The organism is Intestinimonas sp. UBA1698, assembly GCF_002320075.1.
GTDB classification, from domain to species: domain Bacteria; phylum Bacillota; class Clostridia; order Oscillospirales; family Oscillospiraceae; genus Intestinimonas; species Intestinimonas massiliensis.
Map to the genome: position 1 here is coordinate 1 of NZ_DCJO01000035.1, position 13,084 is coordinate 13,084.

Annotated in this window: 10 protein-coding genes and 3 tRNA genes; 10 read left to right on the top strand and 3 right to left on the bottom strand. The window is 65.5% G+C overall.

Going from position 1 to position 13,084, the window contains the following annotated elements; genetic code table 11:
* From B3H64_RS12075 to B3H64_RS09250, 9 genes are all read left to right on the top strand, one after another.
* On the top strand, positions 1-84 hold an 84-nt coding region (locus B3H64_RS12075; RefSeq protein WP_414653496.1), incomplete at its 5' end, for an SEC-C metal-binding domain-containing protein.
* Positions 85-146: 62 nt separating this feature from the next.
* Complete coding sequence (gene pgeF, locus B3H64_RS09215; protein WP_050619502.1) at positions 147-956, top strand: peptidoglycan editing factor PgeF; 810 nt, start codon at positions 147-149, stop codon at positions 954-956.
* Positions 957-964: 8 nt separating this feature from the next.
* Positions 965-2,506 carry an ABC transporter substrate-binding protein gene (locus tag B3H64_RS09220; protein WP_286734630.1) on the top strand — a complete coding sequence of 514 codons (1,542 nt, stop codon included), beginning with the start codon at positions 965-967 and terminating at the stop codon, positions 2,504-2,506.
* Positions 2,507-2,542: 36 nt separating this feature from the next.
* Positions 2,543-6,235, top strand: coding sequence for a phosphoribosylformylglycinamidine synthase (locus B3H64_RS09225; protein WP_414653494.1), 3,693 nt, complete (start codon positions 2,543-2,545; stop codon positions 6,233-6,235).
* Positions 6,236-6,365: 130 nt separating this feature from the next.
* Positions 6,366-6,623, top strand: coding sequence for a hypothetical protein (locus B3H64_RS09230; protein WP_050619499.1), 258 nt, complete (start codon positions 6,366-6,368; stop codon positions 6,621-6,623).
* Between the two features lie 87 nt (positions 6,624-6,710).
* On the top strand, positions 6,711-7,400 hold the full coding sequence (gene vanR, locus B3H64_RS09235; RefSeq protein ID WP_050619498.1) for a VanR-ABDEGLN family response regulator transcription factor: 690 nt from the start codon (positions 6,711-6,713) through the stop codon (positions 7,398-7,400).
* 99 nt (positions 7,401-7,499) lie between these two features.
* A tRNA-Met gene (locus B3H64_RS09240) sits at positions 7,500-7,576 on the top strand.
* 22 nt (positions 7,577-7,598) lie between these two features.
* Positions 7,599-7,673 (top strand) — tRNA-Glu (locus B3H64_RS09245).
* 34 nt (positions 7,674-7,707) lie between these two features.
* Positions 7,708-7,783: transfer RNA gene (locus tag B3H64_RS09250), tRNA-Val, on the top strand.
* 676 nt (positions 7,784-8,459) lie between these two features.
* Here B3H64_RS09250 and B3H64_RS09255 read toward each other — a convergent pair.
* The 3 genes from B3H64_RS09255 to B3H64_RS09265 form a co-directional block, all read right to left on the bottom strand.
* Positions 8,460-8,735: a GNAT family N-acetyltransferase gene (locus tag B3H64_RS09255; RefSeq protein WP_050619497.1), complete on the bottom strand. Its 276-nt coding sequence runs from the start codon at positions 8,733-8,735 to the stop codon at positions 8,460-8,462.
* 279 nt (positions 8,736-9,014) lie between these two features.
* Positions 9,015-9,674, bottom strand: a complete 660-nt coding sequence (locus B3H64_RS09260) for a peroxiredoxin (RefSeq protein ID WP_286734635.1) — start codon at positions 9,672-9,674, stop codon at positions 9,015-9,017.
* 121 nt (positions 9,675-9,795) lie between these two features.
* The gene (locus tag B3H64_RS09265) at positions 9,796-10,008 is read right to left on the bottom strand and encodes a hypothetical protein (RefSeq protein ID WP_050619495.1); all 213 of its coding nucleotides are present in this window, start codon (positions 10,006-10,008) and stop codon (positions 9,796-9,798) included.
* 280 nt (positions 10,009-10,288) lie between these two features.
* Here B3H64_RS09265 and B3H64_RS09270 point away from each other — a divergent pair, with 280 nt between their 5' ends.
* Positions 10,289-12,958 carry a translation factor GTPase family protein gene (locus B3H64_RS09270; RefSeq protein ID WP_286734640.1) on the top strand — a complete coding sequence of 890 codons (2,670 nt, stop codon included), beginning with the start codon at positions 10,289-10,291 and terminating at the stop codon, positions 12,956-12,958.
* Positions 12,959-13,084: the final 126 nt, after the last annotated feature.

Sequence of the window (13,084 nt, forward strand, 5' to 3'; positions counted from 1 at the left end):
CGCAACGACCCCTGCCCCTGCGGCAGCGGGCTGAAGTGGAAGAAGTGTACCTGTAAGGAGTACCATTCCGAGGACATGCAGTAAAAACAAAGATACGGGTCCCCGCGCGCCGTGGGGACCCGTATTCTCCTGCTAGAGGGGTATGTATGAGCTTTGCTGAGACCACGAAAAACGGAGTGACCGTTACCTATTCCCAGGGCATCGCCGGGGCCGGCGGGGCAGTCCATGCCTTTTCCACCCGGCTGGGCGGGGTGTCCACCGGCATCTATGCCAGCCTGAACCTGGGCTCCACCCGGGGGGACGACCCGGACTGTGTCCGGGAAAATTACCGGCGGTTCTTCCAGGCCGCAGGGGCGGACCTGACCCAGGTGGCCATGTCCAACCAGGTCCACGGAGACGTGGTGCGCCCGGTCACCTCCGCCGACCGGAAGCGGGACCTCTATGACCCGGAGGGGTATGAGGCGGACGGCCTGGTCACCGACCTGCCGGGGGTGTCCCTGGTAATCTTCGGGGCCGACTGCCTGCCCATCCTGCTCTACGACCCGGTGCGCCGGGTGGCGGCGGCCTGCCACGCGGGCTGGCGGGGCACCGCGTTGGGCATCGCCCAGCGGGCGGTGGAAAAGATGGGCTTTTACGGCTCCCGACCGGAGGACATCCGGGCCGCCATCGGTCCCGGCATCGCCAAGTGCTGCTTCGAGACCCACGAGGATGTGCCCAACGCTATGACCAAGGCCCTGGGCGTATGCGCTACCCCCTACATTGAGCCCATCGAGGGGGGCAGGTTCAAGGTGGATCTGAAGGGCCTCAACGCCATGCGGCTCAAGCGGGCGGGACTGCTGGAGGAGCACATCGACATCTCTCCCGACTGCACCGCCTGCCACCCGGAGAAATACTGGTCCCACCGGGCCACCCAGGGCCGGCGGGGCAGCCAGGCCGCGGTCATCCAACTGCTGTGAGGCCGGCCATGGGAACGCGGCTGACGGCTCTGCTGCTGGCGGGGGCCCTGACCCTGGCTCTAAGCGCCTGCGCCCCGGCGGGGGAGGTCCTTCCGCCGGAGACCACCCCCACCCCAACCCAGACGGCCCGGCCGGAGCCGGCGCGGGCCTTTACTCTGCCCCGTTCGGAGGGGACCCTCCACCCCATCCTCAGCCAGGACGCCGCCAACGTGGCCCTGGCCGGCCTGGTGTGGGAGGGGCTGTTTGCCCTGGACGGCAGCTTCGAGCCCCAGCCGGTGCTGTGCCAGGGCTACACCGTCAGCGAGGACGGCCTCACCTGGACCTTTACCCTCCGCTCTGGCGTCACCTTTTCCGACGGCAGTCCCCTGACTGCTGACGAGGCGGCGGCCTCCCTGCGGCTGGCCATGGGGGAGAGCTCCCGGTTCTCCGGCCGGATGGGGGGCGTCCGGAGCGTGACCAGCCAGGACGGCGCGGTGGTGGTCACCCTCAACCGGCCCAACGGGGCCCTGCCCGCCCTGCTGGACATCCCCATCGTCAAGGGGGAAAGCGAGGAGCCGCTGGGCACCGGGCCCTATGTGGTGGAGGGCTGGGGGGAGGACTCCCGGCTGACCGCCCGGTCGGACTGGTGGCAGAACAAGCCCCTGCCCGTCCAGACCATCCCGCTGTACACGGTGCCCGAGCCGGACGACCTGATCTACGCCTTCGATGCCGGGGACATCTCCCTGGTGTCCACCGACCTTACCGGCACCAACGCCCTGGGCTTCGGCGGCGATTACGAGACCTGGGACTATCCCACCTCCACCATGCTGTATGTGGGCTTCAACTGCAATGCGGGCGCCTGCCGGGACCCGGCGGTGCGGCAGGCCCTGTCCCGGGGCCTGGACCGGAACAGCGTGGCCTCCGCCCTCTACGCCCGCCACGCCGTGGCCTCCGCCCTGCCGGTCCACCCGGCCGCCGCCTGCTACGATCAGACGGCCGCCGCCGCCCTGGATTATGCCCCCCAGGCCCTGGCCGACGGCCTGACGGCGGCGGGCTGGTCCAAGGGAGAGGACGGTCTGTGGGCCAGGGGCCGGGAGCGCCTGTCTCTCACCTTCGTGGTCAGCACCGATAACACCTTTCGCCTGACGGCGGCGGAGTACCTGGCCGGGGAGCTGACCCGGGCCGGGATCGGGGTGGAGCTGCAGAAGCTCAGTTGGACCGACTACCAGAAGGCGCTGGCCCAGGGGGACTTCGACCTCTACCTGGGGGCGGTGACCCTCAGCGCCGACTTTGACCCCACGCCCCTGCTCAGCGGGGCGCTGAACTACGGGAGGTACTGGAACGCCGACACCAACGCCCTGACGGACGCCTACCGGGCGGCCGCCGGCACGGCCCGGGAGACGGCGGCCGCCGCCCTGTGGGCCCGGCTGGCCCAGGAGGCCCCCTTTGCCGTGCTGTGCTTCCAGAACCAGTCGGTGCTGACCCAGTGGGGCATGGTCTCCGGCCTGACCCCCACCCAGCAGAACCCCTTTTACGGCTTTGCACACTGGAGCGTCGGCTCCGGAGGATAAACCACCCAGAGACAGAGACAACGAGGAGAGATGGTTATGGTATTCCGCTGCTTTGTGGAAAAAAAGCCCGGATTTGACGGTGCGGCCCGGGCCCTGTGCCGGGAGCTGACCGAACAGTTGGGCGTGCGGGGCTTGGAGCGGGTCCGGGTCCTGAACCGCTATGATGTGGAGGGCGTCGATGCCGCCGTCTACGCCGCCGCCCGGACCGCCGTGTTTTCCGAGCCTCAGGTGGACGCGATCTGGGACGAGACCATGCCCCCGGTGGAGGGGCCCCACGCCCTGACGGCGGTGGAGGCGCTGCCCGGACAGTACGACCAGCGGGCGGACTCGGCGGCCCAGTGCATCCAGCTCATGACCGGCGGGGACCGGCCGGCGGTGGCCGCCGCCGCCGTGTACGTCCTGCTGGGGCAGGTGGCGGACGCCGACCTGGAGAAGGTGAAGAAGTACCTCATCAACCCGGTGGAGAGCCGGGAAGCCTCTCTGGATAAGCCGGCCACCCTGACCCAGATCTATCCCGTGCCCGGCGACGTGCCGGTGCTGGAGGGCTTCCGCGCCCGGACGGAGGAGGCGCTGGGGGAGATTCTGGAGCAATACGGCCTGGCCATGGACCGAAACGATCTGAAATTTTTCCAGGACTATATGCGGGACGAAGAGGGCCGGGACCCCACCGTCACCGAGCTGCGGCTGGTGGATACCTACTGGTCCGACCACTGCCGCCACACCACCTTCGCCACCCACCTGGACCGGGTGGAGATCGAAGCCCCCGCCGTCCGGGCCGCCTATGAGCGGTATCTGGCCGCCCGGGTGGAGGTCTACGGCCCCGAGAAGGCCGCCCGGCGGCCCCAGACCCTGATGGACCTGGCCACCATCGGCACCAAGACCCTGAAAAAGCGGGGCCTGCTCCCCGAGCTGGACGAAAGCGAGGAGATCAATGCCTGCTCCATCCACGTCCCCGCCGTGGTGGACGGCCAGGAGCAGGACTGGCTGCTGATGTTCAAGAACGAGACCCACAACCACCCCACCGAGATCGAGCCCTTCGGCGGCGCGGCCACCTGCATCGGCGGCTGCATCCGGGACCCCCTGTCCGGCCGGGTGTACGTCCACCAGGCCATGCGCGTCACCGGCGGCGGCGACCCCCGGGTCCCCATGGACCAGACGCTGGAGGGCAAGCTGCCCCAGCGCAAGATCGCCCAGACCGCCGCCGCGGGCTACTCCTCCTACGGCAACCAGATTGGCCTGGCCACCGGCCATGTGGCCGAAGTCTACCACCCCGGCTATGTGGCCAAGCGCCTGGAGTGCGGCGCCGTGGTGGGGGCCGCTCCCGCCGACCACGTGGTGCGGGAGGAGCCCGCCCCCGGCGACGTGGTCATCCTTCTGGGCGGCCGCACCGGCCGGGACGGCATCGGGGGAGCCACCGGCTCCTCCAAGAGCCATGACCGGAAGAGCCTGGACACCATGGCCTCCGAGGTGCAGAAGGGCAACGCCCCCGAGGAGCGGAAGATCCAGCGGCTGTTCCGCCGGGGCGACGTGACCCGCCTCATCAAGCGGTGCAACGACTTCGGCGCGGGCGGCGTGTCCGTGGCCATCGGCGAGCTGGCCGACGGCCTGTCCATCGACCTGGACGCCGTGCGCAAGAAATACGACGGCCTGGACGGCACCGAGCTGGCCATTTCCGAGTCCCAGGAGCGCATGGCGGTGGTGGTGGCCGCGGCCGATGCCGACCGCTTCATCGCCGCCGCCCAGGCGGAGAACCTGGAGGCCTATCCGGTGGCGGTGGTCACCGAGAATCCCCGGATGGTGATGCGCTGGCGGGGGAAGGTGGTGGCCGACCTGTCCCGGGCCTTCCTGAGCTCCAACGGCGCGGTGAAGCACGCCCAGGTGGCCGTGGCGAAGCCGGACCCCGCCGCCGGGGCGCGGAACCGCTGCCGGAGCCTGCGGGAGCTGGCCGGAAGTCTGGAGTGCGCTTCCCGCCGGGGCCTGACCGAGCGGTTTGACGGCTCCATCGGCGCGGGCAGCGTGCTGATGCCCTTCGGCGGCAGAAGTCAGCGGACCCCCGCCCAGGCCATGGCCGCCCTCTTCCCCGTGGAGCCGGGCAGGGAGACCGAGCAGGCCAGCGTGATGGCCTGGGCCTTTGACCCGGACCAGATGTGCGCCGACCCCTACGCCGGGGCCCACAGCGCGGTCTATACCTCGGTGGCCAAGCTGGTGGCCGCGGGCGCCGACTACCGAAAAGCCTATCTCTCCCTCCAGGAATTCTTCGAAAAGCTGCGGGACGAGCCGGCGCGGTGGGGCAAGCCCTTCGCCGCCCTGCTGGGCGCCCTGGACGCCCAGTTGGAGCTGGGCGCCGCCGCCATCGGCGGTAAGGACTCCATGTCCGGGTCCTTCCTGGACCTGGATGTGCCCCCCACCCTCATCTCCTTTGCCATCGCTCCCGTCAAGGCCGGCGAAGTCCTTTCCCCCGAGTTTAAAGAGGCGGGACACGGGGTCTACGTCTTCGGCTCCGGTGAGCCTAACGCCTGCAAGGCATCCTGGGCGTATTTCCACGAGCTGTGCCGCCATGGCCGCGTCAAGGCCGCCTGGGCGGTGGAGCACGGCCTGGCGGAGGCTGTGATGAAGATGTCCTTTGGCAACGGCGTGGGCTTTGCCGCCGAGGACCCCGCAAAGGCGCCCATATGGTACGTCCCCATGCCCGGCGTCATTGTGGCCGAGGTGGAGGGAGAGCCGGACAGCGCCCAGTGCATGAGGATCGGCGCCACCATGGCCGAGCCCGTCGTCACCATCGGCGGCGACTCCGCCCCCATCGACGCGCTGCTGACCCTGAACGAGGGGGTGCTGGAGGAGGTCTACCCCACCCGGACCGGGGCCAAGGGGGCGGTGGAGTCCATCTCTTGGGACCGGCGGTCCCCCGCCGTGTGCAAATCCAGGATCGCCCGGCCCAAGGCGGTGATCCCCGTGTTCCCGGGTACCAACTGCGAGTACGACACCGCCCAGGCCTGTCTGCGGGCGGGCATGGAGCCGGAGATCGTGGTGGTGCGCAACCTGACGGGCGACCTGCTGGCCCAGTCGGCCCAGGCGCTGGAGACCGCCATCCGGTCGGCCCAGCTCGTGGTGCTGCCCGGCGGCTTCTCCGGCGGCGACGAGCCCGACGGCTCGGCCAAGTTCATCTGCTCCTTCTTCCGCAACCCCCGGCTTACCGACGCTGTCCACGACCTGCTCAAAAACCGCGACGGCCTGATGCTGGGCATCTGCAACGGCTTCCAGGCCCTGGTCAAGCTGGGCCTGGCGCTCTACGGCGAGATCCGGCCCATGGAGGAGTCCTGTCCCACCCTGACCTTCAACGACATCGGCCGCCATCAGAGCCGGTACGTCACCACCCGGGTGGCCTCGGTCAACTCCCCCTGGATGCTGAAAAGCCAGGTGGGCGATCTCCACGCCATCCCCATCTCCCACGGCGAGGGCAAGTTCGTCTGTCCCGGCGACCTCCTGCGGGAGCTCATTGCCCACGGCCAGGTGGCCACCCAGTATGTGGACGCCCAAGGGCAGCCCTCTATGGACATCGACGCCAACCCTAACGGCTCTGTGGGGGCCGTCGAGGGCATCTTTTCCCCGGATGGCCGGGTCTTCGGCAAGATGGGCCACTCCGAGCGGCGGGGGGATTTTGTGGCAAAAAACATTCCCGGCGACAAGTTCCAGCCCATCTTCGAGTCTGGCGCGGCGTATTTCCAATAAGCCCGTGAAGCGGGGCGCGGAGGTCCGGCGGTCGGACCTCCGCGCTTTTTATCCTTTTTTAATCTTTCCTTCAGGATGGTTTTAAATGGCCGTAGTAGGATAGGGACAACCAAAAGAGGAGGTACACGATATGCTGACCCTGACGTTTTTTGCCTTTGCCCTGCTGGTGGGGGCGGTCTGCCTGGTGCTCGCCCTGGTGGCCGGCGTGATCCTGACGGTGATCGGCCTGCCCCTGGCCCTGCTGTTCGGCTTTTTGCCCTGGCTGCTGAAGATCGCCGGCGTAGTCCTGCTTATCAAGGGCCTGCTGGACCAGCCCTTCCGCTGGGAGAACCTGCTGCCCGCGGTGGGGGCCTTCCTGCTGGCCGCCCTGATCGGCTGGATCTTCTGATTTCTTATCTTTTTCTTATCTTTTGCCCGGCTGCTTGACTTCACCCTTCCCATCTGGGTATAATCCGGGTGGAAAGGGTGAACGCATATGGACGCCAACATTCTGGTCGTGGACGACGAGCCGGAGATTGCCGATCTGGTGGAGGTCTATCTGAAAAGCGAGGGCTTTACCGTCTTTACCTGTGGCACGGCGGCGGAGGCCCTGACCTGTGTGCGGGACAACCGGCTGGACCTGGCCATTCTGGACGTAATGCTGCCGGACATGTCGGGCTTCACCTTATGCGGGGAGATCCGCCGGGAGCACCGCTTTCCGGTGCTCATGCTCACCGCCAAGGTGGGGGACATGGACAAGATCATGGGACTGACCATCGGCGCAGACGACTATATCACCAAGCCCTTCAATCCCCTGGAGCTGGTGGCCCGGGTCAAGGCCCAGCTCCGGCGGTACACCCGCTACAATGGGACGGACAAGGCGGAAAGCGACGTCATCGACTTCAACGGGCTGGTCATTAACCGAGGCACTCACGAGTGCTGGCTCTATGACAAGGAACTGACCCTTACCCCCATCGAGTTCGATATCCTGTGGATGCTGTGTGAGAACCGGGGACAGGTCATCTCAGCCGAGCGGCTGTTTGAGACCGTATGGGGGGAGAAGTACCTGGACCGGAACAACACCGTTATGGTCCACATCCGCCGCCTGCGGGAGAAGATGGGGGAGCCCAGCCGAAATCCCCGGTTCATCAAAACCGTATGGGGTGTGGGGTATAAGGTTGACTGAACGGCTGCCCAAAAACCCGAGAATTTCTCCAGAAAAATGTTGACAAGTCAGGCGAAATCGGGTATACTAACTCTTGCCCTGTTTGGACAGAGCCCATTTGGCGGCATAGCTCAGTTGGCTAGAGCACGCGGTTCATACCCGCGGTGTCCCCGGTTCAAATCCAGGTGCCGCTACCATGCAGCCGATGTGCTGCAGCATGGCCCGTTGGTCAAGTGGTTAAGACACCGCCCTTTCACGGCGGTAACACGAGTTCGAGTCTCGTACGGGTCACCAACCCCATACGGGGAACGACACCAGGGGCAGACATGGAGGCATAGCTCAGCTGGTAGAGCGCTCGCCTCACACGCGAGAGGTCACAGATTCGAGTTCTGTTGTCTCCACCAACAAAAAACACCTGAAATCGAAGATTTCAGGTGTTTTTTGCATGTAGTAAATGCCCCCCAGGGGGAGACTGGCGTCACCTGGACCTGCCCCTGGGACGGGGCGGACGGGGCCTGAACGGCGGGCGCACAGGTGGACGGGGCGGGTGCACCACCGGCGGGAAGAGGACGGGCGGCCATATGACGGGCGGAAAGATCACCGGTGGGCGCACCGCCGGTAGGCAGCCATTGGGCGGGCACACGACCGGCGGACCTGCTCCAGGCGGAGGCAAGGTGGGCGGGAATTCATGGGGCGGCATCGCGGCGATCCCCCATGCGTTGATCTGCGGCGGTATGCTGGCGGTCATCACGCCGTCATACCAGATACGAATGGTATCTCCGGGACGAAACCGGGACGCATCCGGTGTGTTGACAAGGACTCTCTGTCGTGCATCCAGGTCCAGTACGAGCAGGCGCCCCCACTGCACTTCAATTACAACAGCCTGCATGATCATGCTCGGCACCTCCTATGGATATATGATAGGATATGTCGGCCGGGGGCGATTGGAGACAGAACCAGAGGCGGCGGGACCAGCCCATATCCTCCCTTCCAGCCCGATGTGGGTGGAAAAACAGGCTGCCGGGCGGCCTTTCGGGTCCGGAACAGAAAAACAGCCCTGCAAAAAGAAAACCGCCCCGGTCAGGGGGCGGTGGTCAGATCGGAGAACTCCGTATGCTTGGCGATCCACTTGGCGGCGACGTGGCAGGTCGCGTTCATGCGCAGTCCAGAGGCGCGGATCTGCTCGGCGGCCTCTGCCAGAATTTGAGATGCCACGCCCTGACCGCGGAGGGAGTCGTCCACAAAGGTATGCGTGATCGTGGCCACGCCGTTTTCAGCCGGGAACGTCACCTCTGCCAGAAGCTTGCCGTCTGCATCGAGCGCAAAAATACGGCCTTTCTCATGCTGGAAATCCATATTGTTCACCTCGGGGCCAGTATAGCAGGTTTTGAGAGAGATGACAAGAATCAGAGAAAATAATTCCGTGCCGACTTTGACCGCGGTTTACAAATCCTTTACAGTTCGTTCAAAGCCAAGTCATCCATTTCAGGCGGAAATGGGCTATCCTAGGTTCAGCCAGGCAGCCAAGATCCTCTTCCTTTCATCCTCTTTTCTCTTTCCAAATTTCTGTGAAAGGCCGCGGCCCCAATTGGGGCCGCGGCCTTTCACAGCGCGGGCGGAGGCGGGCGCTTGCCGCTAGTCCTGGATCGGCGGCATCTGCCGGTAACACAGATACCAGTCCCGGCACTCCAGGCCCTGAGGATTGGGCTTGGCCTGCCGCTCCAAGAGCCCCTCGTAGGTCTTGGGGGGAGGAACCATGGCAGGCTGGCCCGGCTGCCAGTTTGCGGGGGTGACCACGTGATCTTGATCCGTGGCCTGAAGCGCGGCCAATAGACGCAGGATCTCCGGGATGCTGCGCCCGTTGGTGAGGGGATAGACGAGAATGGCGCGCACGGTCTGCTCCGGGTCGATGAAGAATACATTCCGGACCGTTTCCTGCGTGCTGGCGTTGGGGGCGATCATTCCGTACAGACGGGCGATGCTCCCATCCCGGTCGGCAATGACCGGGAAGGGGACCTGGACCCCTGTGGCGGCGTAGATGGCGTACACCCAGGCCAGATGAGAAGCCGAGCTGTCGATGCTCAGACCCAGTAGCTGCGCGTTGAGGGCCTCGAACTGTGGCTGCGCCTTGGCAAATGCAATGAATTCTGTGGTGCAGACCGGCGTGAAGTCGCCGGGATGAGAGAAAAGGATCACCCATTTCCCCTGGTAATCGCTGAGGCTGACCGGCCCAAAGGTGGTGGCTGCGGTAAACGCAGGGGCCTGGTCCCCGATATTTAAGCATGATTCGTTCATGGACGCACCTCCCATATGCTATCCCATGCTATGCCAGCCTCGCCGGGCGTGTGCGGGGGACGAACGAGCCACCAAACAGTCAAAAAGGCACCGGGCCCGTCTGGGCCCGGTGCTCTGCGGTCTAAGGGAGCAGGTCGATGATAACGCGCTTCATTCGATCCGGCGGGAGCTCGCACAGATTGAACAGTTCCACCATTTTTCCCACCAGTCCGGCGTTGCTTGAGATGTCTCCGCACGTCTCCGCCGCGAGACCGTCCACAGAACAGATCATACCGTATACCGTGCAGAGCTCATCATACTGCTGGGAGACCATCTCATAATGTGGCGGGGCCATAAATCCACTTCCTTTTTTGTAATTTACTTACAGAATCATATTATATAGGACCGATACAAAAATGAAATACGTTTTTTACACAAAATTTGGAGAGGAATTTTTGCAAAATAACCAAATATTGTATTTGCAAGAAATAAAACACAAAATATAGAGTATAAGTAAAGCGGAGACTTCAAAAATGGAGCGGCCCGGCAGAAGTCAAAACAGGGAGGGCGCTATCCTGTACGGCAAAACTGTGGTACAATACTGCAAACGAGATTTTGCATTTGAGGAAGCGGATATGAAAAAACTGGCCGTAGGGATATTGGCCCATGTGGATGCGGGAAAGACCACCCTGTCGGAGGCACTGCTCTACCACAGCGGGCGGCTGAAAAAGCTGGGGCGGGTGGACCACCAGGACGCCTTTCTGGACACCGAGCCGCTGGAGCGGGAGCGGGGCATCACCATCTTTTCCAAACAGGCGGTGCTCCCCCTGGAGGGGGTGGAGGTCACCCTGCTGGACACGCCGGGGCACGTGGATTTCTCCGCCGAGATGGAGCGCACCCTCCAGGTGCTGGACTGCGCCATTCTGGTGGTCAGCGGCACCGACGGGGTACAGGGGCATACCCTCACCCTGTGGCGGCTGCTGGAGCGCTATGGCATCCCCACCTTCCTGTTCGTCAACAAAATGGACCTGGCGGGTGCGGATCGGGGCCGACTGCTGGCCGAGCTGCGGGGGCGGTTGGGGGAGGGCTGCGTGGATTTCGGGCCGGGGCGGGACCGGGAGGCCCTGCTGGAAGACGTGGCCATGTGCGACGAGGCCGCCCTGAACGGCTACCTGGACCGGGGGACGATAGCGGATGAGCAGATCGCCGCCCTGACGGCCGGGCGGAAGCTCTTCCCCTGCTGGTTTGGCTCGGCCCTGAAGCTGGAGGGGGTGGAGGAACTTCTCCGGGGGCTGGAGCGGTACGCCCCTAGACCGGTCCGTCCGGCGGAGTTCGGGGCCAAGGTCTACAAGATCGCCCGGGACGCCCAGGGCGTGCGGCTGACCTATCTCAAGGTCACAGGGGGCAGTCTGCGGGTCAAGAGCCTGCTGACCAACCGGCGGCCCGGCCTGCGCGAGGACCAGGTCTGGGAAGAGAAGGCGGACCAGATCCGCATCTACTCCGGGGCGCGGTTCCAGACGGCGGAGGAGGTCCCGGCGGGGACGGTGTGCGCCGTGGCCGGCCTGAGTTACACCCGGCCCGGACAGGGACTGGGCAGCGCCTGGGCCTCCGAGCCTCCGGTGCTGGAGCCGGTGCTGACCTATCAGGTGCTGCTGCCCGAGGGGTGTGACGTCCACGGAGCGCTGGGCCGGCTGCGGCTGCTGGAGGAGGAGGACCCCCAGCTCCACATCGCCTGGAATGAGCAGCTCCGGGAGATCCATATCCAGCTCATGGGCGAGGTGCAGATGGAGATCCTCCGGCGGCTGATCGCCGATCGCTTTGGGCTGGAGGTGGGCTTCGGCCCGGGGAACATCGTCTACCGGGAGACCATCGCCGCCCCGGTGGAGGGCGTGGGCCACTATGAACCCCTGCGGCACTATGCCGAGGTCCACCTGCTGCTGGAGCCGGGGGAGCGGGGCAGCGGTCTGCGCTTCGCCTCCCGGTGCCCGGAGGACGCGCTGGACCGTAGCTGGCAGCGGCTGATTCTCACCCACCTGGAGGAAAAGGAGCATGTGGGGGTGCTCACCGGCGCACCCGTCACCGACCTGAAGATCACACTGACGGCGGGGCGGGCCCACCAGAAGCACACCGAGGGGGGCGATTTCCGCCAGGCCACCTATCGGGCGGTGCGGCAGGGCCTGATGGAGGCCGAGAGTATCCTGCTGGAGCCATGGTACGACTTCCGGCTGGAGGTCCCCGCCGAGAGCGTGGGCCGGGCGCTGTCCGACGTGCAGCGGATGGGGGGCGACGCCTCGCCCCCCGAGATCCTGGGTCAGGACGCCCTGCTCACCGGCGCGGCGCCGGTGGCGGGGATGCGGGACTACGCCCGGGAGGTGGCGGCCTACACCCGGGGCCGGGGACGGCTGTTTTGCACCCTGAAGGGGTACGAGCCCTGCCGGGAACAGGAGCGGGGCGTGGCGGAGTCTGGCTACGACCCCCGGCGGGACCTGGACAATCCGGCGGACTCGGTGTTCTGCGATCACGGGGCGGGCTTCGCCGTCCCCTGGAACCAGGTGAAGGCCCGTGCCCATGTGGACAGCGGCCTGCGGCTGGGAGAAACAGGGCCGGAGGGGGAAAAATCCGCCCCGGCGCAGCGGAGGACCTATGCCGATTCCCTGGCCCGGGACAAGGAGCTCCAGGCCATCTTTGAGCGGACTTACGGAAAGGTGGAGCCCCGGGCCTTCCAGCCCGCCAAAAAGCCCGCCCGCACCAGCCTGGACGGGGAGCATTACGCCATCCAGGCCCGCCAGGCGGGGCCGGAGTACCTGCTGGTGGATGGGTACAACATCATCTTCGCCTGGGAGGAGCTCCAGACTGTGGCCCGGGACAACCTGGACGCCGCCCGGCAGCTTTTAATGGACCTGCTGAGCAACTATCAGGGTTTTCGCAGGTGCGAGGTGATCCTGGTCTTTGACGCCTATAAGGTGCCCCGCAGCCTGGGAGAGGTGGTGAAATACCACAACATCTACGTGGTCTACACCAAGGAGGCCGAGACCGCCGACGCCTACATTGAAAAGACCACCTACGAGCTGGGAAAAAAGCACCGGGTGCGGGTGGCCACCTCCGACGGGGCCGAGCAGCTCATCATTCTGGGCCATGGGGCCCTGCGCCTGTCGGCCAGCGCCTTCAAGGCGGAGGTGGAGCAGGTGGAGGGGCAGATCTCCGCCGTCCTGGCCCGGAACAACCGCCGGGAGAAGTCCCGGACGGTGGAGTCCGCCTTGCACCGGGCGGCCAAGCGGCGGGACGGAGAGCGGGGCGGCGGCTGAACGCGGCCCGCAGTCAGACCGGCGCGGCAAAGCCGCGCCGGTCTTTTTTGTGCAGTTTGCCGTTGACAGGAGCCGCCGTGCGCGCTATGATCTTAACACGTTTCATTCCTAACATAGTTAACGATT